We start from the raw sequence: 23,528 nt of genomic DNA, 5'->3' as shown, positions 1-23,528 counted from the left end.
GAACTTGTGACACAAGAAAATTAACGTGCCTACAAGTCTATTAATAATGGCTTGTAGGCTTTTTGTTTTAAAAATAAATAGATGTGCAGCGACATTATTCAAAGTAAACATTAATAACATATACACTCAGGCGGTGAATTCCCTTGTTAGGTTCCATTAAAAGATTATTAATTGGACGTCCATTGAAATCCTATGAACTAGGTGAACAAAAACTCAACAAAACAAAAGCTTTAGCGATTTTATCTTCCGATGCGTTATCTTCGGTTGCATATGGTCCTGAACAAATTTTAATCGTTTTAATAACAATAAGTGCGACTGCATTTTGGTATTCTATACCGATCGCGATAGGAGTATTAATTCTTTTAAGCGCCCTTATCTTATCCTATAGACAAATCATCTTTGCCTACCCAAATGGCGGCGGTGCTTACATGGTGTCCAAAAGCAATTTAGGGGTAACTCCTGGTTTAATTGCTGGAGGTTCCTTGTTAGTAGATTATATCTTAACGGTTGCAGTAAGTGTCTCCGCTGGTACAGATGCCATTACATCTGCTTTTCCTGCTTTACATGGTTATAACGCAGAGATTGCCATTGCATTTGTACTTCTTCTCACTGTTTTGAATTTGAGAGGAGTGACGGAATCTGCTTCTATATTAGCCTATCCCGTTTATTTATTTGTCTTAGCATTATTTATTCTAATTGGTGTTGGTATCTATAATATATTAACCGGAAATGTTTCATCTGAATTGCATACGCCAATCGGTACTCCTGTAGCGGGAATCAGCTTATTTATTATATTAAAAGCATTTGCTTCAGGAAGCTCTGCTTTAACAGGAGTCGAAGCAATTTCAAATGCGATTCCTAATTTCAAAAAACCAGCGCCTAACAATGCTGCTAAAACACTAGTCATGATGGGAGCTTTACTAGCGGTATTATTTGCAGGGATTGTTACTCTCGCCTATTTTTACGGAATCACACCGAAAGCAGAAGTGACCGTTGTTTCTCAAATTGCTGAGGGAGTCTTTGGGCGTAATTTTATGTATTTCTTTATTCAAGTAACTACAGCCTTGATTTTAATTCTTGCTGCTAATACTGGATATTCTGCTTTTCCTTTACTTGCAGTTAATCTTGCAAAAGATAAATTTGTTCCTAGGATGTTTCTCATTAGAGGAGACCGTCTAGGTTATTCCAATGGGATAATCATTCTTGGTCTAGCTTCCATCCTATTAATATTAGTATTTAACGCAAAAACAGAGCATTTAATTCCACTCTATGCTGTAGGTGTTTTCCTCCCATTCACTTTGTCTCAAAGTGGTATGATGGTTAAATGGCTTAGAGAAAAACCAAAAGGCTGGGTACCGAAATTTATTATTAATACCATTGGTGCAGCGATCAGTTTCATCGTTACAATGGTATTCTTTATAACAAAATTCTCGCAAATATGGTCGATTTTAATTTTCTTGCCTATCATCGTGTTTATCTTTTATAAAATAAATAAGCACTATTTAGCAGTTGGTGATCAGCTTAGACTTACTACTTCTGAACCGCCACTGACTATTCAGGGAAATGTGATGATTGTACCAATAGCAGGAATGACACATGTCGTGGAAAATACGTTAAATTACGTTAAATCACTTAAACCCGAACAAATTATTGCTGTTTATGTTTCTTTTGAGAGAGAAGAAGAAAAAGTATTCGAAGCGAAATGGAATAAATGGCAGCCCGAAATTAGGCTTGTGACACTTCATTCATATTATCGAAGTATTATTAACCCGCTTAGAAAATTTGTTGATACAATTGAACATAAAGCAAAAGAAGGAAACTATCAGGTAACAGTGGTGATTCCGCAATTTATACCGAAGAAAGGCTGGCACAATATCCTTCATAATCAATCTAGTTTATTGATTAGAACATTTTTATTGTACCGAAGAAATGTTGTAATAACAACCGTACCTTATCATTTAAAAAAATAAAATAGCAAAATTGTCCCTATTCAAGCTACAAGAGAGTGGGACATAAGTATTTCAACCAAATCTAACCCCGAACAATTATACGTACACACTAAAAAAAATTCGTATAATTGTTTGTGTTTTTTTATTATTTTAAGAAAGAAGGTATGTGGTAATCACCCGCAGCCTGAATACACTTCGCTTTCCATGGGGCGAGCGCCAAGCCTCCTCGTTCTGCAGGGTCTTGGACTTTCTCGCAGCTCCCATAGGAGTCTCCGTGTATTCAGTCTGCTCCATTTAGTTTCTTTTGAAAAAAATGTTGGAACGAAATACTCTTTAAAAACGGAGTGAAATGGAGTGGAAGACACTCAACTCCTGCGGGAAATAGAGCAAAGCCTAAGACCCCACAGGCTTGCCGAGGAGGCTTAGGTTGCTCCCCGCGGAAAGGGAGTGTCTGTAACGCAATGGAACGAATTGGATTCACCACTAAATTAGAGATTGTTCGTCTTTATCCATTATTTATTTTGCTTTGTCCCACCCTCTTTTCTTACGATTAGTCAAGTGTTTTTTAATAAATTCTTTTATGTTTTTATTTAGAGGTATCTGGGAGGGGGCCCCCTCCCAGATACCTCTAAATTTCCGCATGACGAAAAGACCTCACGATTTTCTTTTTTTCGAAAGGCCAGTGTGCTATAGTAAATAGGAACTTAGTTACGATTTTTGATCTGGTAGTGCTGATTCATAATCGTAAAGTATGCCGTGTGTTAGTAACTGGAACGTCACTTTCAGAAACTTATTGATACACGCTACAATCGCGACCTTATGAGGCTTCCTCTGGGGTTGCGTTTTTAATTTGTAATAATAGTCTACTAAATGATTAGGTTTTCCTTTTGCCATAAGCATTGCACAAATCATAAAAAATAAAATCTTTCGTAACTTCTTATTTCCTCGTTTATTAATACGATCACGGTATTGAGTATTACCAGATTGATAGCGCATGACATCGATGCCGACGTAAGCGTTTAGTTGTTTTGCGTTTTTAAATCGGCGGATATCACCTAATTCACCAATAAGTCGGCACGCTGTTGTATCGCCAATACCTGGAAAAGAACGTAATACTCTATATTCCTTTCTTCCTTCAGACATAGCCACCATTTGTTTCACAAGCTTTTCTTTCTTCTCGATTAAATTCGCCATACATCCTGCATAATCACGTACTTGATCACAACGAACATCCGTTGGTTCAATGGCAGGATATGAGTTTTCCGCAGCTTCTAATAACACGCTAGCTTTTTTCTCGGCACGTTCTAGGGAAAGGTTTTTACGTGTATTACTTTTTAAACGATTTTTAATAATTGTCTTTGAATGAGCTAATAAAAGTGCTGGATGTGGATACAACTGCACAATATTTAAAAATAGTGCTGAACTAGGTGTAATTAGCTTTTCCAATTCTGGAAACGATAGATGTAAAATCGCATGCATCCGACTGCGTAAAAGAATAATTTCTTCCTCCACCTCGTCATAATAACGTGTAGTCGCTCGCATTTGTTCATAGTAATCGTCCTGCACATACGTCTTTTTTCGATCCATTTTAAAATGAGTTTTGGCTAACTCATGTGCATCACTTATGTCGGTTTTATGACGACGCATGGAAGTCATTTGTAGGTTCGCTTCAAGTGGATTCATGCGACAGTATGCATGGTTGTAATCACGCAGAAACTTTTCAACTGATTTTGAATAGACGCCTGTTGCTTCAAATATAATTTCAGGGGCTTGTCCATCAAGAGCGGTTATTTTCTCAATACGTTGGTGTAACTGCTCAAAATCAATACGTGTATGTTCTAACTCACCTTCAAATTCACATTGCTTATATCTATCATAAATAGCGATGGTACTTTTCCCTTTACTTACATCAAGTGCGATAACATGTTTCATATAAAATCTACTCCTTCATACCCAATCATAGAAGTCTTCACAGTACCTTATCGATTCCATTTTCTTATACACGATCTCTCGGACCCAACATACTAAACTGATTCAAATAAGGGGTGAAGTTGGTCTGTTTTTAATACGGATTCTAAATGATCCCAGAGGGTGGTCGACCTTTCTTCACTTCTATTATAAAAAATAATAGCACAAACCATGGCCTTGGTTTGTGCTATTAATCTTAGTATGTTTTTTATTAATATATAGACTGAAAAAAATCCTTTAATTCAGCCGAAAGAGATTAACCAACTCTGCTTAAGGCCTGATACACTGCCCAACAATGATGTTCGTGAAAAAGCTGGCCTTTCACACTACCAATATCTATCCACTTAATAAAGTGGTCATTTTCGATAGGTTCTTGTATTGTTTCTAACAGTTTCGCCATGTAAAAATATCCTTCGTTTATTAATGGTTCATTCTTACTCGATTGAAAATATCTCTTTGCATCACCGATAAAAGTACCTATGGATATTTTATATCCCGTTTCTTCCAGCATTTCTCTTTCTAGACATTCTTGATAACTTTCATCATTTTCTATTCCGCCACCAGGTAAAAAATAATGCCCTCTGGAATTCTGCACAGTTAATATCTTATCCCTCGCGTCATTAAAAATAACAGCATACACACCCTTTCTTATTTGATAATCAAGTCCATCAACTTTTTCTCCAAAAACCCTGTACACTTTCTCTCCCCCTCGCGCTATTAGAAAAAGCGCTGTCTCTAAAAATAACAAAGAATTTATGTCACTTTGGTCTGGTCAAAGTCCAAGATTAGCTAAACAACAATCTGCAAAAATATTAATCCAAAACATAATGGCAGAAGCAGATAAAATAAATCAACTAGGTGATAAGGAGCAGAATGGCTCCTTTTAGTCTTTCAAGCTATCTAATGCTGGGTACTGTAACAATAATTTTTCATTTGCTGATTCCAGTTGCTTGCAATATGCTGCATAAGAAGCACTCAGCTTTTTCATAGCAGGAATAAATACATCATAATAGCCACTTGTATTATTAAACTCTTTGAAAATTTGTTGGATTTTATTAATGGGAGAATTTTTGTATTCCTCAGATTTTATGTACTCCAAGTATCGCTCTATAAAATCCTTACTTACAGTTAAAAACTGATCAGGATCTTCAATAGACTGCTTTATATTCGCCAGCATGTCCTGCATACTTTCTGTGTCCATATTGTTTGTACTTTCCATTAAGAATAATTGTAAGTCCTCCGCTAACTGAAGTGGCGGAACATTATCTAAAAACGCAATGATCTCTTCATATGCCGATTCCTGCACGGCAGTAGTAATAGGCTCTTTTAAAAATCGTGCAAAATGCAGACAAATAAATCGACCGTAGTAATCTGGAAAAGCCTCTAATATCTTTTCCGTTACAGTTTCATGCTGTTCTATCATTCTCAGCTGCTTACTTATTACTGCATAATCTTTACAAATGCGGAGTTCGTTCAGTAAGGATTTTTTCTCTTGTTCTCTCTGTAACGTCAATTCTTTTTGGATGGACATCCTCTGTAATGTGTTGTTTGTCTTATCAACAAGCACGGACCTAATTTCTTCTGTACTCAGCCCCAGTTTCCGAAGTACATAAATTTTCTTTAAACATTCAATATCCTTTTCGCTAAAATCCCGATAGCCATTTTCTAACGTATTCGGAATGATTAATTTTTGTTCGATGTAATACTCAATCGCTTTTTTCGTTAAATTTGTTATCTGACTTGCTTCACTTATTAACATACTACCACCTCTCAACTAAAGCTTAAGCTAACCCCTAAGGTGTTAGTCAATCATTCATTTTTCATGATTCTAATATTGCCACTACATGATTTAATTCCTGCAAGGCTTGGGGTTCGATTTTTAATGTGCATGCAGCTTTTCCTGTACCTCCATAGACAAAATCATATTTAAAATGACTCTTATCAAGGACACAAGGCAAATCTAAACCGACCATCGGAACACTACCAACCTCAAATCCTGTCACCGTTTTAACTTCCTTTGGAGATGCTAATTTTACTTTGCTACAGTCTAATAGAATTGCTATTTTTTTCAAATCAAGTTTGTCACGCTTATCCGACATGATAAAAACAAAGTATCCTTTATCTGTTTTCAAAATGAACGTGGGAGCAGTCTGTCCTGCCTCAATCCCAAAATAATTCATGCCATCTTCTCTAGAAAGAATCGGTTTTTGATGATGGACGATTTCATACCTACATTCAGTTCTTTCTAAAATCCCTTCTAATTCATTCACATGAGCGCCTCCAATTACGGCTTTACTATATCATTATTTGACTGAGGTTGAAAGGAACAAAAAAAGCACTCCTTATTTGTAAGAAGGAATGCACACCACTTCATATATATGTTCTGTTTTTTGGGTCTGGCCAAGTGCTCCTGCCCTTGTCTCTTTCGATTTAGCAGTTCTTCTCCTTAATGGCAAGGAACAAAGACGATTGTTACCATTAATCAGCACCGCTTATCAAGTAAGTGTCACTACCTTACTTTTTAGGGAAATGCTTTACTATAGCTTATAAAATAAGCGCCATGGTAATTAGAAGCAAATAAATGCTCCTACAATAATCAATAGAATAAACAATACAACAATTAAAACAAAGTCATTCTTTGGACAATCTGGTGCGCAATAACCGTAGGCGGGCGCTGTAAAAGCTGGTGCTGTATAGGTAGGGAAAGATGGCGCACTCGGAAAAAATTCAGGTGATACATTCGGCTGAGGTGCAGCATTTGCACCAAAAGTTGGAGGTGCATTTACGTTTGCGTACATTTTCATTCATCCTTTCTTTGAGTAAGGCTATCCCTACATCATACTCTCAAAAATGAAAATGGAGCCCGTCTATTGAAAAATGGGTATGTACCCAGCAGCCACCATGCAGAATAAAAACAAATTATCCTTTGTACATATATCCAAGCTGCACTAGATAGTTCTGATACCTTAGAGTTGAAATAGAACTGCGGTTATGATGAACAACAGGTAGTTGTAGTTTGAACGTAGTGCTTCTTGTCTGCCCCTGGGTCAATCTGGATAAATGGGTAAATGATGGTCTCGTTACCAAACTTGACAGAAAGGCAGATCGATTACTTGCTGGTATTCTTATTTCATTAAGATTTTGAATAATTTCCTGATCAGTTCTTATGGAAAAGCCATGTCCGAAAAATCTCCCATCATCCAGAAGTATGGCATTTAGCCCTCTAAACCATGGTGCCGCCAAGTCAAAATCGGGATTTTCAAAGTAGACAATGTCACCAGGCAAAAAACTATTGGAATTGAACGTAACAAGGCCGAGGTCTGTGTCAACATGCCAGCTGTATAGATAAAGATTTCGAAAATGAGTATCGAATGCACGTTTTCCGATCGTCTGTAGTGTAGCATGGTAAATGATAATAACAGCAGCAGTTGCACATTCAAATGCATACAGCGAACTGTTCGAATAAATATCCATAATGGCATCAGAAGGCATCACATCCGGTCTCAGTAAGAACCCCCCAGCCGAAGTTAGTTGCCAGTAAGCAGGGTTGCACCGAGATTGCTCGAAAACAGTAAACTGTGCCTCCGTTTCATTCATTGCTCTTGCACTATTAATGATATTTTTGCGCATTGTCAATTCGAACTGCAATTCCGCTAAAGAAGAATATGAATAGATGTTATGATCATCTTGCATGTACTGCAAAATACTTCTTTCGATTTGATCCAATGGCCAATTTTCTTGAAGCTGAAAGGTTGTTCCTGCTATTTGTATCATTTGCTCCTCCATTCAACACTTTTTCTTGCTGGGTATAATTTAAGATATTCTCCTTCCCGCTCAAAAATGTACTTAATTCTCATTGGCTATTAAGAAGCAAATAGTCTGTCACCGATATTTCTCGCCCAATCTTTTTTGCTATTGGCATTGTAAAAGTATAAATAGCATGTATACTTAAACAAAACAAAGAGCAATGCTTGGAAGCATCACCCTAAAAAATCATTTAAAAACATGTAAACGAAACAATTCTTCTTGTATCAATACCAAAAATCATCCAAAACCTGCCGTTCCATCTAAAACCAGCTACAGATCTTGGTCCTATGAAAACAGGAAAAAACCAAAAGCTATCTCCATTACTTAGCCATATATAAGTATTTCGAAACATGCACAAGCTAATGGCACCTGGATCAATCGCAAATGGTGAAGCCGCTGCTTGCTGTGGAATAAATGCGGGAGGAGGTGCGGTTGGAGCTTGTGAAGGTTGTAATCCAGGTATACCTGATGGTCCTCCGAATCCAGGTATACCTCCAGGGCCTCCAAATCCAGGACCTGGGATACCTGGAGTTCCTATAGATCCTGGCGCTGATGGGAATAGAAAATTCAGTCTCTCTGATTGTTGATAGGCATTCGTAGTAGGATATACTTCTTGATTATACATACAAACATAACCACCTTATTTTCTATCAATGTCTAAAGTATTGTATGTTTTCTTTATTTTTAGGTAGCTTATCCGTTGTATAAATGCATGCCTATTTTCTTCCATAACTAGTTTGGCAGCTTAAAATATGGGGTATATTTAAATCTTCCCCTCTAAAAAAGCCAAAAATATGCAAATAACATGCATATTTTCAGCTTATTTATAAATGTTCATCCTCTATAAACACTTTCACAAGTTCCGGCCTTTGGTTCATAAAAACAATGTTGTTTAAATTGACCAGTAAAAGGCTGATCATACCATGTGGATGGACAAGGGCCATATGGATTAAAGTACCACAAAGCAAATTTTGCGGGATGATCTCTCCAGTATTTCACATTTTGAAGCGCTAACCGTCTTTCCGATTCTCTTGCTCTTTGATAAAAGACATTTCCTTTTTGAACAGCTTCAAAAGAGTAATTTCCCCCTTGAACATGAAAAATGACTTGTTCAACAGTCCGTAAATCTTTAAAGTCTAAACAATCTCCAACAACACGGTTAACAATCACATTTCCGACATAGAGCATTCCTTGGTTTCCTTCACCTTCCGCTTCCGCTCTCATCATTCTTGCCATTAAATCAATATCTGCATCCCTGTATGCTATTCTTGCCATTTTTTCACCTCCAAAGTATTTTATGAGAAAAAAACACCTTATAGACCTTGATAAGTAAATATCGGCTTCCCCTATTAGCTGGGAAAGGTTTCTGTAGGTCACAGTTATAATGTACTGTTTTTTATTTCTTTTTATTGCCTGCCACACCCCCTCTTAAAGTTGATTTTTTTAACTAAGAATAGGTCATGTCTAACTGATTTTATATCTTTACTGTTTATGCTTGATTTTTTTCCAACTATACATTATATTTTGTTTAGTAATTGATCAATCACTAAATAAAAGGATGGGAATTTATTGAAAGAAAAACAAAATAGAAGTAATCGCCGAGATGAAATTTTATCTGCTGCCATCGAAGTGTTTGCACAAGAAGGATATTATCGGGCAACAACAATGAAGGTTGCTAATAAAGCGGAGATTTCTCAGCCTTATATATTCCGTTTTTTTTCTTCAAAAGAACTATTACTAGAAGAAGCCTTAAAATTATCATGGTCTAGAATTCAAGCTGCTTTTACACAAGTTATCCAAGCTGCTTCTGCAGAAAATCTAGAAAAGGAACTTATTCAGGCTTATGAAGGAATTATGAGGAATTATGAAAATGAAATCTTGCTACAAATGCAGGCTCAAACAATAAGAGAAACTAATATAGTTACACTTATGCAAGAGGAGTTTTTAAAGGTACATTCCATCGTATATACGGCCTTTCAAACAGCTGGTGTCTCTAACCCCTCTGAAAAAACTTTATTATTTTTAGCCCGTGGAATGTTGTGTAACATATCACTAGCTTTAAATTTGCCAAAATTAATGGAAATAGACGACTAACTATCGTCTATTTTATTAAAATTTAGTTATTGATCAATTACTAAATAAAATAGAAAGGCTGAACTTATTATGAAAAATGTTATTGTATTAGGTGCAACCGGCGGTACTGGAGCTGCCATTACAGAGGAATTACTAAATAGAGGAATTAAAACAATCGCTTTTGGTAGATCGATGGATAAACTTCGTAGCTTAAAAGAAAAATTGAGTAATAGCAATTTATTGACATTGAAAGCAGGAAATGCCTTTGACTATAACAGTATTTATGAGGCTGCTAAAGATGTTGACGTAATTTTTCAATGTGCAGCTGTTCCATATGAGGAAATGCATCGTTCTCAAATTCCTTTAGGAGAAGGTGTCATGACTGCTGCAAATAAACTTAGCAAAAAAATCGTATTTATTGATGGAATATATCCCTATGGAAAAGCAATAACCCCGTTAGTCGATGAGGAACATCCAAAAAATCCCCATACAAAGAAGGGGAAAATTAAACTTGAATTAGAAAAACTAATTTTCAGTAATGAGTGGACAAAGGCCGAACCAATGATTATTAGACTTCCAGATTATTATGGACCTACAGCAAATTTCAACTCCTATTTGGGGATGACATTGGTAAATATAGCGAAAGGAAAAATATCTTCTTATATTGGTTCTCTTTCTATTCCAAGGGAGTATGTATATCTACCTGATGCAGCAAAAATGATTATAGAACTTGCTATGAATAATGATGCATATGGTCAAAACTGGAATATTCCAGGAAACATTATAACCGGAAAAAGATTCATCCAGATAGCCCAATCTTCAGCAGAAAAATCAGCTCCGGTAATCCCCTTAACAAGATACATGTTAAAGCTGATTGAAATATTCAGCCCCGTCATGAAAGAGATGGTTGAAATGTCTTATTTAACAGAAACTCCTGTTTACTTAGATGGCAGCAAGTATCAAAAGACAATTGGTTCCTTAATCCAAACTTCATTTGAAGTAGGTTTGGCCGAAACAATTCGCTCCATTCAAAAAGACACGCAGTGAGCTAAATAATATATTCAGATATTAAGAGATTAGGACATAATTATTTTAGCTTCTAAATTATTTCAACGAAAGACTAAAGAAGGATTCTCATAATCTTTCAGATTTTTCAAGGCAGTTTCAGGAAGGTTTATTTCTAATACCAACAGCGTGAATACACTTATCTTACTACTAAATCAATGCTAAACCCTCGTGTAGTTCACGCTGTTGCCCTGATACCAATAGGAATCTTGTCTTCAAGCTGCTTTATTTTTTTTGAACTAATTAATTTTATGAACGATTATTCATCTTTACAATTTGGCTATTCCGTTCTGCAATATAAGCCCCAGCTTTATCCTTTATTCCAAATGCTTTAGCTTCCCCTTCCAGTGCCTTTAATTTTTTGTAGTAATCAGGGAACTCATTAAGATGAGTTAATACAATCTTTCCAGTAATAATAGGCCGATCAGCCTTGACGTAGAAAGTAGCAGTAAATCAATAACTAATAGAAAAAATCATCAGCCTTCATTAAAATCTAAATTAATTGGCTCTAGCGGTAAAGTATCTCGTATCAGCATATTAGTCGATGGCACAGAAAGATTTACTTCTTCAAATTTAAAACCATCAGCCCATACTTTACCTGTTCCTGTTAGCAAGACTCCGAAATGGATCGATTTACTTTCTTTTGGAACATCTAAAACTATCGTATAAAAATTCCAATCTGTTGTACCTTCTATCGATCGATCGTCCATATTATCAAATTGGATTACATCGCTTAAAGCATTATCTACTCGACACCAAACTCCACACTTTCTAACTTCTTCTGTCTTTATAAAGCAAGACATTTTAATACGTTTTCCTTTCCAATTATCTGCAGAAAAACTTTGCATCATTGTTCCAAATTGCCCTTCTCCTATATCTGCTTTTGAAATTAACAAGCCTGATTTCGTACCTGTATGAAATACTTGTTCATCTGTTCTCATTTCATATAATGCTGGGTTTGAACCGCTTAAATTCCATCCTTTAATTATTGTATGATCACTCATCACTTTTTCCTCCATTCCTTGAAGTATTCGCATTACTCTGCGGTATTTTCCTGGCGGCATTGTATATAGCTCTTTAAAAGAACGTGTGAAAGCTTCCTGTGACTGAAAATGTAATTTAAACGCAATGTCAATTAGTGAATCATCTGAATATAATAATTGCATTGCTGCTGTTGCCAGTCTTCGTTTTCGAATATATTCACTTATCGTCAATCCAGTTTCCTCTTTAAAGATCCGTGATAAATGAAATTTTGAATAACCGATTTTTGATGCATAATCCTCTAAATGCCAATCTTCTAACAAATAGTCTTCTAGAAAACAAATTACATCTTGAGCTACTTTGCGATACACCTTACTCACCTCACTTATAATATTAGAGGATAGCCAATTATATTTTTTGATATTATTTGCTAGCTTTATTATGTTTTAATCCGGTAGAGATTTTCTCTTGTGGATAAGTTGGTTTACAATTAAACGATTGTTCCTATTATACCGGTTTCAAGTCGAATAAGAAAAAGGGAACAAGTAACTGTAAGGTTCTTGGGAGTAATATTCCAACCAAATAAAAAAAGAACAATTATACGAAGAATTTTCGCATAACTGTTCGGTTATTTTATTTTAAGAAAGAAAGCTGGTGGTAATCCCTGCAGATTGGTTACACTTCGCTTTTATAGGTTTTAAAGTTTTAAGACACGGTCTTTCTTCACCTGCAGGCTCTAAAGTCTTCCTCACAGCTTCCAAGGAATCCTGTGTATTCTGTCTGCTCCATTTTTCCTACTAACAATGTTTAAGGGTTGAAAAAATATGGAACTAATGAAACCAATTGGTTTCACTACTAAATTAGCACTTGTTCTCTTTACCCATTATCTCTTTTATTTCCACCCTCTTCTATTGAAATCCACTATTATTATCTCTTTATGGAACATAAACCTTTTAATTGTATGTACTAAACCATTTGCGCAATTGATTAATATGAGCTTGATGATATCTGTTATGATCTGCCAGATGCCAAATTCCCCATTGAATAGTTGCATCGTTTCCATCCTCATATTCCACTGTTTGAAGTAAATCTTTATCCGTTAGCTGGCAGCATAAAGATTTAAGCAAAGATAAAACATAATCATATTCGTTTAGAAGTACTTCTAATGAAATATCTGTAACTTGCGGTAATTGATTATTTTTATCTAACATTGGTCCATATCTATCTTCAAGTTCTTTGGGAATTAGCTTTCCTCTTATTCGGTAGACCCAATTTAAGTCAACATACATTAAATGTCTCAGTAATTGCGCAGTACTATTGTCATTTTTACTAGGACCTTTGTATTCTAGCTCCTCTTGATTCATACCAGCCACAATCGATTTGAGTCTTTGATAATTATTTTCTACCATGGAATATAGCATTCCGAAAATTGGATCCATTTGCGAATCGCCCTTTAAATCTAATAGCATATTAATTCCCCTCTTCATTTACCAATATAATCCACAATTATATTTCCTGTAAAATTTTTCCTGTGAAACTGACATACTTCGTTGTACACCATAAGAAAATGCCATCCAAACTCTAAAGGAAAGAATCATTAATTCAAGTAATATCCAAGTTTTTCAAAACTCTTTGTTTTAAATAATTATACTGTTTCTCATTTGTATCCATATATGCTTCTTCTCTGTTTGAAGGAAAATCCATGTATACGATAGCTTCTCTAAATTGAGATGCTGTAAAATCGTATCGTTTCCCATCCAAAACATTATAAAAATGCCATCCATCAGGAAGTTTAGTTTTTTTAATTTCTCCACCTAATATATCATTTACTACTAATGTAGTTACACCGCAATGTCCCTTAGCTGGATTGTCCTCCCTCCATTTTGAACTTGATTCTAAAGACCAAGATTTATACAGAGCTTTTTCAACCTGTTCTATTTTTGATAAGTTGTTCTCCATATAATTCAGTACCCCCCCATTTACAAAAGCGCATCTTTCCTTCTTAGCAATCCTACTCTAACAAAATAACATGAATTCTTCTTGAATTCATGAATCTTTTTAATCCACTAAAACCCTATCTCCTTTACTTGTCGGTTGAGAAGTCACCAAAAACTCTACTTCATTATTTGATTTATTAAACATTTGGTGTGGCACTAAAGGTGGAACCTCTATTCCCTCGTGCGGTTTTAAAGTTATTTCTTTGCCGTCAACTTCAATCGTTGCTACTCCTGATAAAACATAGAAAAACTGGCGCGCGTGTTGATGATAATGTCTTACTTCTGATGTATGAGCAGGCATACGTTCATGAATTATACTCAAATCTTGATTCTTCACTAAATGCCATCCATCACAATTATCTCCCCATAGGTAATGTTCCGCATTGCTTTTATTTTTTTTCATTCTTTTTCTCTCCCCCTTGTATTAATAACATAACTCCATCCATCCTTCTTCCTCTTTAACTGCGAGTTAATTATTCTCGTCATTCATAACCATTTGTATGAAATGTTGGGCAGGCATTGAAAGTTCATCTTCTCTTCTCCTGCAGATGGAGATAGGGTTTTTTAACTCAACCCCTTCTACATCCACTATAGCTAAATCTCCGCGAGCAATATATTCTTTAACTTCTAGAGATGAGACAAAAGTAACCCCATAACCTTCCATGACAACCCTAATCGCTTCATTTAATCCATTAATTTGTAAGCCGACGGTTGGTTGATTAATGCTGTTTATTGTACATAGCGAAACCAACTTTTCCCGCGCAGAACTACCCTTTTCTCTAAATACAAATGGCTCGCACATAACTTGTCCTAATGTAACCTTTTTTGCAGCAAACTTATGGTTTTTGTGCACTACAAACCACATTTCATCCTCAAATAATTCGCTTGTGTTTAGAAATGGATGGGACTCTCTTTTCCCACCAATGAAAGCTATTTCTGCCTGATAATTAATTATTTGATCCATCGCTTTAAGCGAATTAGTAGTAGTTAATTCTACTTCAACCTCAGGATATCTTCGCTTATATTTTGCAAGCCATTTAGGCAACAGAAAATTTGCTGGAAGATAGGTTGCAACAATACGCAGCTTTCCAATCGAACCATTTTTATATTGGTCAAGATATGCTTCCATTTCTCCTTCAAGGGAAAATACTCTTTTAGAGTGTTTGGCAAGTTCTATTCCTACTTCCGTTAATAAAATCCCTCTTCCTTTCGGTGCTAATAAAGTCATCCCTATCTCTTGTTCTAATTTTTTTATTTGCGCTGTTACAGCGGGTTGACTTATATTCAGCTCCTCTGCAGCGCGAGTAACATTTCCTTTTTCAGCCACGATGTGAAATAGCTTCAATGCGTGAAGATTCATATTACACCTCTAGATTCATAGATAAAAGTTATCAATGTCAAATAAATATATATTAGATTTATTTATTATTTTCTTTTATTCTAAAATTACAAAAGCTAATTCGCAATAAAAATTTTCTTTTAAAGAGGTGAATGGGATCTAGAAGATACCCACAACGATGAAATTTATATGTATTGACTGTAAGAAAGTATTTACTTCAAGTGAATTTGCCTATCATTGTTCATGCGGCGGTCTGCTTGATATCGTGCATGATTTCCAACATTACGATGCTGATTTTTTAAAGCATTTATTTAAAGAACGACTTTCAGAACGGATGACACCTTATGCAAGTGGAGTATGGAGATACAAAGAGTTAATCTTTCCTGAGTTGCCTGATAACTTTATTGTCACAAAATATGAAGGGAATACAGGATTATATGCTTCAGAATTACTACAAACTTATACAGGGCTTAAACAAGTTTTTGTCAAGGCACAAAGTGAGAACCCTAGTGGTTCATTTAAGGATAACGGCATGACTGTTGCTGTTTCTCATGGAAACTCCTTAGGATATAAGAAGTTCACTTGTACGTCGACCGGAAATACTTCTTCTTCTTTAGCGATGTACGCATCCATTGCTAGCGCAAATTCTTATGTATTCGTCCCAGATAAAGATATCTCTTTAAATAAAGTTCTACAGACAGTTTCTTATGGTGCAAAAGTGTTTAGTTTTCCAGGGACTTATGACGACGGCATTCAATTTTTAGAAAAATATAGCCATGAGCTTGAATTATATGTTTGTAATTCTATCAATCCATTTAGAATTGAAGGTCAAAAAAGTATTATTTATGAAATCGCACAGTATTTAAACTGGGAATTACCTGAATGGATAATCGTTCCTGGTGGTGCTTTAAGCAATGCAACAGCATTAGGAAAAGGCTTATCTGATTTATATACGCTGGGATTAATTAAGAAAATGCCGCGAGTGGCAGTTGTTCAAGCAGAAGGCGCTAGCCCATTTCATAAAATGGTATCCCAACAAAAAAAGGAACTTATTCCTGAGCCTGTTCCATACACTCGTGCTTCTGCGTTGAATATCGGTAATCCACCAAGCTGGAAAAAAGCATTGCATACTCTATTCCAAACACAGGGAGTTACTATATCTGTAACAGATGAGGAGATTCTTGATGCTAAAGCTATGATTGATAAAAGCGGAATTGGCTGTGAGCCTGCTTCAGCAGCAACCATTGCCGGACTGCGCAATTTAGTTTCTAAACAGGTAATTGATAAAGAAGAATCCGCCTTATGTATTCTGACTGGAAATATTCTCAAAGACACGGATGTTTTAAAGTACTACCATCACGTGGAAAATACCAATGCCACCTATAAAAATAACATTCACCATACTAATCTATCACTGAGCAGCATAAGTACTAGCATGAAAAGTGAAAAATGAAAGTCGAAAGAACTTGACGGCTGATCGAAAACTTATTAGTCTCCCTTTAACAAAAACGTTCCTATCCCTGCAGGAACGTTTTTTCCTACTTTACATGCAAACTAACCTATTTATCTTTTAAAAAATAACGCTCAATAAATAGTTGACTTCAGCAAGTATTTTGACTAGAATAAGAAAATAATGACATTATACTATTAATTGAGGTGTTAAAAATGATAGATGTGCAGAGTAAGTTTGGGTTTGAATTCAGAAAATTCAATAGGTTTTACACAGATGTGTTAGGCTTTCTAAATGAACATATTTATAATAGCCCTTTTTCATTAACAGAAACTCGTATTCTCTTTGAAATTTATAACACAGAAAATTGTACAGCCAAAAATATTCAAGAAAGATTAGATTTAGATGGCGGTTATGTAAGTAGAATTGTCAAAAAATTCGAAAAAGAGAAAATGGTTTATAAGCAAAAGTGTAAAGATGATGGCCGTAATCATCTTTTATATGTTACCAGTCATGGGGAATTGATTTACAAAGAGTTGGAGAAAAAAGCTAATCAGCAAGTAGAATACATACGTGAATCTTTGAACCCTGAGCAGCAGCAAAAGCTAATAGCCTCCATGTGTACAATCCAAGAAATTCTTTCTGCCTCATTTAACGAAAAAAACGAGGAGACCGTTTCTATTAGAAGTTATTATACTTTAGAAGATATTAACAACATGATTGAACATCAATGGTTATTTTATAATCAAGTCCATAAATGGGATAACAGTTTTTTAGCCTATCTGGAGGAGACATTTCGTGCTGATATCGAAAGAATCTGGATTGCAGAAATAAATCGCGAATTTGCAGGCTGTATTGGCTTAGTGAATGATGGCAATAACATAGGACAGTTAAGATGGTTCTTAGTAAATCCATCCTTTCACAAAAAAGGAATCGGCACTCAACTTATTAACGCTCTTATCCAATATTGTAAAGAACATGATTATGAGCAAATTTTTCTTTGGACCGTTAGTGAAATGGTTACAGCTAGACCACTATATAAAAAATTTGGGTTTGAAATAACGGAAATACAAGAGGAAAAATCTTTGTGGGGAGCCGATTTAATAGAAGAACGCTGGGATTTAGATCTAAAAAAAAGCTAATTACTATTATTTGAGGGGTAAATATGAAAAGAACATTTCATTACGCATGGATTATTGTTTTTGTTACATTTTTGACTTTTCTAGCCGTCCAAGGTGTTCGTCTTTCATTTGGAGCTTTTGTTGAGCCGTGGGAAACAGAATTTTCCATGAATAGAGGAACCATTTCACTTATCTCCACGTTGAGTTTTATCATCTATGGACTGTCTCAACCACTTATTGGGAGACTAGTAGATAAATTGGGGGCTCGGCTCATTTTATCTTTTAGCACTTTCTTAGTAGGTATAAGTATTTTTCTCACGGCTTTTGTAACACATCCCTGGCAGTTATTCTTTCTCTATGGAATTATGGTTTCTCTCGGTGTGGGAGGAGCCTCTAATGTAGCTGCAACAGTAGTTGTAACCAATTGGTTTAATGAAAAACGTGGACTAGCGTTTGGAATTATGGAGGCTGGCTTTGGTGCGGGACAAATGCTTCTCGTCCCTGGATCCCTTTTGCTGATCCACTTACTAAATTGGAAAATGACCGTTGTTATCTTAGGCGCCTTTTTAGTGCTTTTTGTCTTTCCTATCGTCCTTTTATTTTTACGAAATCATCCTAAAGAGAAAGGGTTAGTTCCTATTGGCGGCGAAATTGCCGAAGACGATTCAGTTCCAAAAAAGACTCTAGATACAAACACTTCCATATGGAATGTCTTTCTAAAAAGACAGTTTTGGTTTTTAATTTTACCTTTTGCGATCTGTGGTTTTACTACCACAGGATTAATGGATACACATCTTATACCATTTTCGCATGATCATGGTTTTTCAACAAGTGTTACTAGTGCTGCCGTAAGTATACTAGCTGGGTTTAATATTATTGGTATCTTACTATCAGGTATAATTGCTGACCGCTGGAGCAGTCGCAAAATGTTATTCCTTTTATATGGAATAAGGGCATTATCTATTGCGATTCTCTTGTCTAGTCACAATTCCACTTTATTACTTATTTTTGCAGTAATCTTTGGATTGGTCGACTTTGCTACTGTTGCTCCAACGCAATTGCTGGCAACACAGTATTTTGAGGAATATTCCATTGGATTCATTTTAGGGTGGCTATTTCTTAGTCATCAAATAGGATCAGCATTGGGCGCTTATTTACCAGGCTTCTTTTATAATGAAACAGGTAGTTATACTATTTCTTTTTATTTTTCCATTATAATCCTTGTAGGAGCAGCCATCTTAAACATATTCCTCCCTGAACCTCATAAAATTACGCAAAAAGAAAAATAGCAAAAATAACTACAAGATTAAAGGTAAGCCGAATAAACAGGCTTACCTTTCTATTTACCTTACCCTATTATATTGACTAAATTAATAAAGACAACCTTCGAAATGCATCAAGATATTACTTTATCTAATATTCCTAATAATTTTTTATACTTTGCTAATGTTTCTTGAGCTTCTATCTTAATATCTGATTGGAAAAATGTAATATCGCCAGTTCCCTCTATATTAATTAGATTCTTTTCTTCAAGAGTTCTTTTCAGGTTCTTTGCCGTTCCAATACTTCCAGAAATGATATTCGTATTCCCAGGGAATATTGCTCTTAAGCTGTTTTCGAAATATGGGAAATGGGTACATCCAAGCACTATTGTTCCATATTGCCTAAGATCGAACGAAGCCAATTGTTCTTCTAAATAAGGGATTACTTTCTCTTCCCTGAATTCAAAGTTCTCGGCAAATTGGACAATACCTGGAAGAGCTAAACTGTCCACAATATCATGCTGGTCCAAACTTCTGACAAGATTATGAAACTTTTCTTCCTTAAGTGTTAAATTAGTCGCCAATACTAATACCTTTTTTTGTTTCCCTTCACAGCTTTGAATTGCTGGTTTTACTGCAGGTTCAATTCCCAAAATAGGAAAATCATATTTCTGGCGAAGATCGTCTACAGCGATACTAGTTGCCGTATTACAGGCAATCACTAATGCTTTAATACCTTGATCAGCTAAAAAATCTGCTGCACTAAAAATATAATCTCGTACTTCTTCTTTTGATTTTTCACCATACGGAACATGTAAGGTATCTGCATAAAATATGTAATCTTCATTTGGAAGCAACCGCACTGCTTGGTGAAGAACACTCATTCCACCAATCCCAGAATCAAAAAATCCTATTCTCACTACTTTTCAACCTTCTTCTAAAGAATTTATATCACTTATTAAGAATACCATTTTTTCTAAATGTTTTTAAGTTCTATCTTTTGTTTAGGTAAACTGTCCTTTATAGTTAGAAGCGTTTGCGGAATTATAATGTAACAAAAACGTCTATTACCTTTATGGATTATTTTTTTAAATTAAAAATTATGAAAGCTATCTAATGAATTAGGAGTACCTCAAAGTGTATAATATTATGAATTTTCCTATCAGAGCAGCAATGCTAAACAGGCATCGCTACCCAATGTCCAGTTGAAACCTCTTTAAGTTGTGTATTCTCCACCTCATATTTTATTTGTCGATTATCTATTGGATTCATTATCTTCTTATTTTTCTCTATCTTAGGGTCAGGGATTGGGATGGCGGAAAGTAATGCCTTTGTATAATCGTGTAAAGGATTGGAATAAAGTTCTTCGCTTTCGGCAATTTCTACTATTTTCCCCGCATACATGACGGCAACTCTGTCACAAATATGTTTCACCATAGCTAAGTCATGAGCAATAAATAAATACGTAAGACCCAGTTTTTGTTGCAGTTCTTCTAGAAGCTTTACTATCTGTGCTTGAATAGATACATCCAACGCAGATAACGGTTCATCACAAACGATGAAAGATGGCTCCACTGCCAGTGCTCTTGCAATGCCAATTCTTTGCCTTTGTCCGCCTGAAAATTCATGTGGATAACGGTAAGCGTGACTTGCTTCCAATCCTACCAGTTCTAATAACTCTTCTACCCTTTTTAAACGGAGATGAGTATCTTTATATAGCTGATGGATATCTAGCGCCTGGCCAATAATATCAAGAACTTTAAACCTTGGATTAAGACTTGCATAAGGATCTTGAAAAATAATTTGCATATGACGTCGAAGCATTTTCAACTCTTTCTTAGTTAGTCGATTAACAGGAATTCCCTGAAATAGGGTTTCACCGCTAGTTGGCTCATGCAAGCGTAAAATCGATCTTCCTGTCGTTGATTTACCAGATCCTGATTCTCCCACAAGCCCTAATGTTTCACCAGCCTGGATATGAAAACTAATGTCATCTACTGCTTTTACTATCTTCCCCTTGCCAAGATCAAAATGCTTGTTTAATGAATTAACCTCAAGGATTGGGTGAACAAGGGCTTCTGAAGTTATACTGACTTTTCGTTTCACCTTCTTTTTCTCATCAAGTCTTGGTAAAGCATTTAACAGCTTTTTTGTATAGACATGCTTTGGCTGCTCAAATATGTCCTCTGTTGTGCCAGTCTCTACTATTTCTCCTTCTTTCATCACTACTACACGATCACACATTCCTGCCACTACACCGAGATCGTGTGTAATTAGAATGATAGAAGTGCCAAATCGTTGCTGCATCTCCTTCATTAAAGCAAGAATCTGAGCCTGAATAGTAACATCTAATGCCGTAGTTGGCTCATCTGCAATAAGTAAAGTTGGACGGCAAGCCAATGCCATTGCGATTACTACTCTTTGCCTCATTCCACCTGAAAATTCATGTGGATACTGATTAAATCTTTCTTCGGGATGCCTTATGCCAACAAGCCGCAGTAATTCCATCGCCTGATTTTTCGCTTGTGATTTTGACAGACGTTGATGCTTAGAAATCCCTTCTGCAATTTGCTTCCCAACTTTAATCGTAGGATTTAATGAAGTCATTGGATCTTGAAATATCATTCCAATATCCTTCCCGCGAATTCCTTCCATTTCCTTTTCCGTTTTTTCTGCTAGATTTTCTCCCAAAAATGTTATATCGCCACTTTTCAAGTGAGATGACGGGGATGGAAGTAGTCGCATAATAGAACGAGCTGTTACGCTCTTTCCACTACCGGACTCCCCAACTATACCTAATGTCTCTCCCTTTTTAATATCAAAACTAACTCCCCTTACCGCTTCAAGCTCTTGTTCATTTGAAGTAAATGAGACTCTCAGATTATCAACCTTTAATACTACTTCCATAATCTCCCCCACTATCTTTTTTCTTATTTCTCTTTTTCTTTCAAACTATGTATTGATTTTTCTGATATCTACAAATAAAATATACTATACAGGTCGGAATAATGCAATTTAAAGAAAAAGGGGGGAAACAATATTTTGGAACCTGTTCATGTAAAAAGCAGCAAAGTCAGAAATCGTACTAGATCAGTCCGTAATCTTGTACAAGAAAGCTTTATTAAGCTTCAAAAAAGACCTGTTTATCACTGGGCAATCTATATTTTGGGCTTGCCTGTCACACTCTTCGCCTTGTTCCTGTATTTGTTCAAGAAACAGAATGATCCTTCAAAAAAATTTATGGAAGAAATAGAAGAGCAATTACGTAAAGAGGGGCATTGGGAAAGCTTACATAAAAAATTTCGCTTACAACTAGAAAAGAAGATACAATTTTTCAATCAAGCACATACACCCTCTGAACTAGATAAAGAAGCGAGAAAATGGGCAAATGAGCAATTTCAAACGGACATAATGGAAAGAAGCAAGGAAAAAATGCTTGCGTTAGGAAACAAGAAGGTAACCTTTTCAGAAACCTTCCTAGCTTTCATTACAAACAAAAAGATAATTTCCCTTTTGTTTTTACCTGGTTTACTGATGTATGTATTTATGCTGATCTGTATCAATCCCTATCTAAAGTTCATCCTAGAGCGATTAATAATGAGCATTTTCGTCATTTTTGGCGTAACACTTCTTGTCTTTACTATTTTATATTTTTCACCATTTGATCCGGCAGTTAATATCCTTGGGGAAACAGCAACGAAAGATCAGATTGCCAACTTTAATCATATCTATGGTCTTGATCAGTCTTATTTTCACCAATTGATACAAGCCTTTAAAGGAATTTTAACCTTTGATTTAGGTAATTCCTACACAGGAAATGAGGAAGTCGTAAACAGTATTGCAAGAAAGTTTCCAATCACATTTACACTTGCTTTTATTTCGCTTATTATGGCAATCCTTATTGCGATTCCTATAGGCATTATTTCAGCAACTAAACCTAACTCTATTTTTGATTATAGTTTTATGTTTATTGCTTTAATCGGTTTATCTATTCCAAATTTTTGGCAAGGGTTAATCTTTATTCTTAATTTTTCGATTAAATTAAAATGGTTTCCAGCTACATACGTACCTGATAATTGGATTTCCATTATCATGCCTGCAGTCGTTCTTGGAACAGGTCTTACTGCTTCTATTGCCAGGATGATGCGTTCTTCTACACTTGAAATCATTAATGAAGATTACATTATTACGGCAAAGGCAAAGGGCTTAAGTAAGTCAACTGTAATATGGAGGCACGCTGTCACTAATGCCATGATTCCCGTCATTACTGTTATCGGTCTATTGTTTGGCGGAATGCTTGGTGGAGCAGCTGTGACAGAGAAAGTTTTTAATATTAGCGGAATAGGAAGCTTTATTGTTGACAAGCAATTCATACCTGATATTCCGAGCATTTTGGGCGGAGTGGTTTATATTGCCATAACGATTTCCCTAGTAAATTTATTAATTGACGTATTGTATGCATTCTTTGACCCACGTATACGTACGAAAATGAAACAATATTAAAGCAGGTGTTACG

General features: G+C 35.7%; 24 protein-coding genes and 1 pseudogene. 9 read left to right on the top strand and 16 right to left on the bottom strand.

Translation table 11 applies throughout. From position 1 onward, the window contains the following. The first annotated feature begins 143 nt into the window (after positions 1–143). Positions 144–1,970 carry an APC family permease gene (locus NX902_RS10510; protein ID WP_123257515.1) on the top strand — a complete coding sequence of 609 codons (1,827 nt, stop codon included), beginning with the start codon at positions 144–146 and terminating at the stop codon, positions 1,968–1,970. 687 nt (positions 1,971–2,657) lie between these two features. Here the strand turns inward: NX902_RS10510 and NX902_RS10505 are convergent. Then, on the bottom strand, positions 2,658–3,881 hold the full coding sequence (locus NX902_RS10505; RefSeq protein ID WP_341160714.1) for an IS110 family transposase: 1,224 nt from the start codon (positions 3,879–3,881) through the stop codon (positions 2,658–2,660). Positions 3,882–4,173: 292 nt separating this feature from the next. Next, positions 4,174–4,614: an NUDIX domain-containing protein gene (locus NX902_RS10500; protein ID WP_163186578.1), complete on the bottom strand. Its 441-nt coding sequence runs from the start codon at positions 4,612–4,614 to the stop codon at positions 4,174–4,176. A 58-nt stretch (positions 4,615–4,672) separates the two neighbouring features. Between NX902_RS10500 and NX902_RS10495 the strand changes: the two genes are divergently transcribed. After that, entirely contained in the window at positions 4,673–4,804 is a 132-nt protein-coding gene (locus NX902_RS10495; RefSeq protein WP_286167734.1) for a hypothetical protein, read from the top strand. Here NX902_RS10495 and NX902_RS10490 read toward each other — a convergent pair. Then, positions 4,801–5,676, bottom strand: a complete 876-nt coding sequence (locus NX902_RS10490; protein ID WP_171509547.1) for a MerR family transcriptional regulator — start codon at positions 5,674–5,676, stop codon at positions 4,801–4,803. The genes NX902_RS10495 and NX902_RS10490 overlap by 4 nt on opposite strands. Before the next feature lie 61 nt (positions 5,677–5,737). Further along, positions 5,738–6,187 carry an aminoacyl-tRNA deacylase gene (locus tag NX902_RS10485; protein ID WP_163186574.1) on the bottom strand — a complete coding sequence of 150 codons (450 nt, stop codon included), beginning with the start codon at positions 6,185–6,187 and terminating at the stop codon, positions 5,738–5,740. 88 nt (positions 6,188–6,275) lie between these two features. Between NX902_RS10485 and NX902_RS10480 the strand changes: the two genes are divergently transcribed. Beyond that, positions 6,276–6,467, top strand: coding sequence for a hypothetical protein (locus NX902_RS10480; protein ID WP_164463867.1), 192 nt, complete (start codon positions 6,276–6,278; stop codon positions 6,465–6,467). 17 nt (positions 6,468–6,484) lie between these two features. Here NX902_RS10480 and NX902_RS25825 read toward each other — a convergent pair. The 4 genes and pseudogenes from NX902_RS25825 to NX902_RS10460 form a co-directional block, all read right to left on the bottom strand. Then, a pseudogene (locus tag NX902_RS25825) lies at positions 6,485–6,556 on the bottom strand (YjcZ family sporulation protein); the annotation flags it as partial. 280 nt (positions 6,557–6,836) lie between these two features. Continuing rightward, positions 6,837–7,691, bottom strand: a complete 855-nt coding sequence (locus NX902_RS10470) for a protein-glutamine gamma-glutamyltransferase (protein WP_163186572.1) — start codon at positions 7,689–7,691, stop codon at positions 6,837–6,839. A gap of 223 nt (positions 7,692–7,914) precedes the next feature. Next, on the bottom strand, positions 7,915–8,349 hold the full coding sequence (locus NX902_RS10465) for a collagen-like protein (RefSeq protein WP_328587981.1): 435 nt from the start codon (positions 8,347–8,349) through the stop codon (positions 7,915–7,917). A gap of 209 nt (positions 8,350–8,558) precedes the next feature. Then, positions 8,559–8,999 carry a cell wall hydrolase gene (locus tag NX902_RS10460; protein WP_047940108.1) on the bottom strand — a complete coding sequence of 147 codons (441 nt, stop codon included), beginning with the start codon at positions 8,997–8,999 and terminating at the stop codon, positions 8,559–8,561. A 294-nt stretch (positions 9,000–9,293) separates the two neighbouring features. On the opposite strand from NX902_RS10460, the gene NX902_RS10455 reads away from it, so the two are divergent. Together NX902_RS10455 and NX902_RS10450 are read left to right on the top strand one after the other, a co-directional pair. Further along, the gene (locus tag NX902_RS10455) at positions 9,294–9,818 is read left to right on the top strand and encodes a TetR/AcrR family transcriptional regulator (RefSeq protein ID WP_095329285.1); all 525 of its coding nucleotides are present in this window, start codon (positions 9,294–9,296) and stop codon (positions 9,816–9,818) included. A gap of 69 nt (positions 9,819–9,887) precedes the next feature. Beyond that, entirely contained in the window at positions 9,888–10,844 is a 957-nt protein-coding gene (locus NX902_RS10450) for an NAD-dependent epimerase/dehydratase family protein (RefSeq protein WP_341160713.1), read from the top strand. 267 nt (positions 10,845–11,111) lie between these two features. On the opposite strand, the gene NX902_RS10445 is transcribed toward NX902_RS10450, so the two are convergent. The 6 genes from NX902_RS10445 to NX902_RS10420 all read right to left on the bottom strand — a co-directional run bounded on the left by NX902_RS10445 (position 11,112) and on the right by NX902_RS10420 (position 15,200). Continuing rightward, positions 11,112–11,276, bottom strand: a complete 165-nt coding sequence (locus NX902_RS10445) for a DUF5661 family protein (RefSeq protein ID WP_341161075.1) — start codon at positions 11,274–11,276, stop codon at positions 11,112–11,114. Positions 11,277–11,338: 62 nt separating this feature from the next. Continuing rightward, positions 11,339–12,214, bottom strand: coding sequence for a helix-turn-helix domain-containing protein (locus NX902_RS10440; protein WP_163186568.1), 876 nt, complete (start codon positions 12,212–12,214; stop codon positions 11,339–11,341). 582 nt (positions 12,215–12,796) lie between these two features. Next, complete coding sequence (locus NX902_RS10435; protein ID WP_341160712.1) at positions 12,797–13,312, bottom strand: DinB family protein; 516 nt, start codon at positions 13,310–13,312, stop codon at positions 12,797–12,799. A gap of 133 nt (positions 13,313–13,445) precedes the next feature. Continuing rightward, the gene (locus NX902_RS10430) at positions 13,446–13,802 is read right to left on the bottom strand and encodes a YunG family protein (protein WP_163186566.1); all 357 of its coding nucleotides are present in this window, start codon (positions 13,800–13,802) and stop codon (positions 13,446–13,448) included. Between the two features lie 99 nt (positions 13,803–13,901). Then, on the bottom strand, positions 13,902–14,243 hold the full coding sequence (locus tag NX902_RS10425) for a cupin domain-containing protein (protein ID WP_163186563.1): 342 nt from the start codon (positions 14,241–14,243) through the stop codon (positions 13,902–13,904). Positions 14,244–14,309: 66 nt separating this feature from the next. Further along, a complete protein-coding gene (locus NX902_RS10420; RefSeq protein WP_163186561.1) occupies positions 14,310–15,200 on the bottom strand; it encodes a LysR family transcriptional regulator in 891 nt (296 codons plus the stop codon). A 157-nt stretch (positions 15,201–15,357) separates the two neighbouring features. On the opposite strand from NX902_RS10420, the gene thrC reads away from it, so the two are divergent. The 3 genes from thrC (at position 15,358) to NX902_RS10405 (ending at position 19,039) form a co-directional block, all read left to right on the top strand. Next, on the top strand, positions 15,358–16,632 hold the full coding sequence (thrC, locus tag NX902_RS10415) for a threonine synthase (protein WP_341160711.1): 1,275 nt from the start codon (positions 15,358–15,360) through the stop codon (positions 16,630–16,632). Between the two features lie 212 nt (positions 16,633–16,844). Then, positions 16,845–17,771 carry a bifunctional helix-turn-helix transcriptional regulator/GNAT family N-acetyltransferase gene (locus tag NX902_RS10410; RefSeq protein WP_095329276.1) on the top strand — a complete coding sequence of 309 codons (927 nt, stop codon included), beginning with the start codon at positions 16,845–16,847 and terminating at the stop codon, positions 17,769–17,771. A gap of 23 nt (positions 17,772–17,794) precedes the next feature. Next, positions 17,795–19,039 carry an MFS transporter gene (locus NX902_RS10405; protein WP_095329275.1) on the top strand — a complete coding sequence of 415 codons (1,245 nt, stop codon included), beginning with the start codon at positions 17,795–17,797 and terminating at the stop codon, positions 19,037–19,039. A gap of 107 nt (positions 19,040–19,146) precedes the next feature. Here the strand turns inward: NX902_RS10405 and murI are convergent, their stop codons facing one another. Next, on the bottom strand, positions 19,147–19,932 hold the full coding sequence (murI, locus tag NX902_RS10400; RefSeq protein WP_341160710.1) for a glutamate racemase: 786 nt from the start codon (positions 19,930–19,932) through the stop codon (positions 19,147–19,149). 256 nt (positions 19,933–20,188) lie between these two features. After that, positions 20,189–21,919 (bottom strand): dipeptide ABC transporter ATP-binding protein, encoded by a 1,731-nt coding sequence (locus tag NX902_RS10395; protein WP_163186555.1) that lies wholly within the window; start codon positions 21,917–21,919, stop codon positions 20,189–20,191. A gap of 135 nt (positions 21,920–22,054) precedes the next feature. Between NX902_RS10395 and NX902_RS10390 the strand changes: the two genes are divergently transcribed. Continuing rightward, on the top strand, positions 22,055–23,515 hold the full coding sequence (locus NX902_RS10390) for an ABC transporter permease (protein WP_235973194.1): 1,461 nt from the start codon (positions 22,055–22,057) through the stop codon (positions 23,513–23,515). Positions 23,516–23,528: the final 13 nt, after the last annotated feature.

The sequence above is a fragment of the Niallia sp. FSL W8-0954 genome, assembly GCF_038005605.1.
Taxonomy (GTDB): domain Bacteria; phylum Bacillota; class Bacilli; order Bacillales; family Cytobacillaceae; genus Niallia; species Niallia circulans_A.
This window is presented reverse-complemented; position numbering and strand designations above follow the sequence as displayed.

Coding starts and splice junctions, on each gene's coding strand:
- NX902_RS10505 (WP_341160714.1), bottom strand. CDS start 3,881: ATGAAACATGTTATCGCACTTGATGTAAGTAAAGGGAAAAGTACCATC.
- NX902_RS10495 (WP_286167734.1), top strand. CDS start 4,673: ATGTCACTTTGGTCTGGTCAAAGTCCAAGATTAGCTAAACAACAATCT.
- NX902_RS10490 (WP_171509547.1), bottom strand. CDS start 5,676: ATGTTAATAAGTGAAGCAAGTCAGATAACAAATTTAACGAAAAAAGCG.
- NX902_RS10480 (WP_164463867.1), top strand. CDS start 6,276: ATGCACACCACTTCATATATATGTTCTGTTTTTTGGGTCTGGCCAAGT.
- NX902_RS10470 (WP_163186572.1), bottom strand. CDS start 7,691: ATGATACAAATAGCAGGAACAACCTTTCAGCTTCAAGAAAATTGGCCA.
- NX902_RS10465 (WP_328587981.1), bottom strand. CDS start 8,349: ATGTATAATCAAGAAGTATATCCTACTACGAATGCCTATCAACAATCA.
- NX902_RS10460 (WP_047940108.1), bottom strand. CDS start 8,999: ATGGCAAGAATAGCATACAGGGATGCAGATATTGATTTAATGGCAAGA.
- NX902_RS10450 (WP_341160713.1), top strand. CDS start 9,888: ATGAAAAATGTTATTGTATTAGGTGCAACCGGCGGTACTGGAGCTGCC.
- NX902_RS10435 (WP_341160712.1), bottom strand. CDS start 13,312: ATGCTATTAGATTTAAAGGGCGATTCGCAAATGGATCCAATTTTCGGA.
- NX902_RS10430 (WP_163186566.1), bottom strand. CDS start 13,802: ATGGAGAACAACTTATCAAAAATAGAACAGGTTGAAAAAGCTCTGTAT.
- NX902_RS10425 (WP_163186563.1), bottom strand. CDS start 14,243: ATGAAAAAAAATAAAAGCAATGCGGAACATTACCTATGGGGAGATAAT.
- NX902_RS10420 (WP_163186561.1), bottom strand. CDS start 15,200: ATGAATCTTCACGCATTGAAGCTATTTCACATCGTGGCTGAAAAAGGA.
- thrC (WP_341160711.1), top strand. CDS start 15,358: ATGAAATTTATATGTATTGACTGTAAGAAAGTATTTACTTCAAGTGAA.
- NX902_RS10410 (WP_095329276.1), top strand. CDS start 16,845: ATGATAGATGTGCAGAGTAAGTTTGGGTTTGAATTCAGAAAATTCAAT.
- NX902_RS10405 (WP_095329275.1), top strand. CDS start 17,795: ATGAAAAGAACATTTCATTACGCATGGATTATTGTTTTTGTTACATTT.
- NX902_RS10395 (WP_163186555.1), bottom strand. CDS start 21,919: ATGGAAGTAGTATTAAAGGTTGATAATCTGAGAGTCTCATTTACTTCA.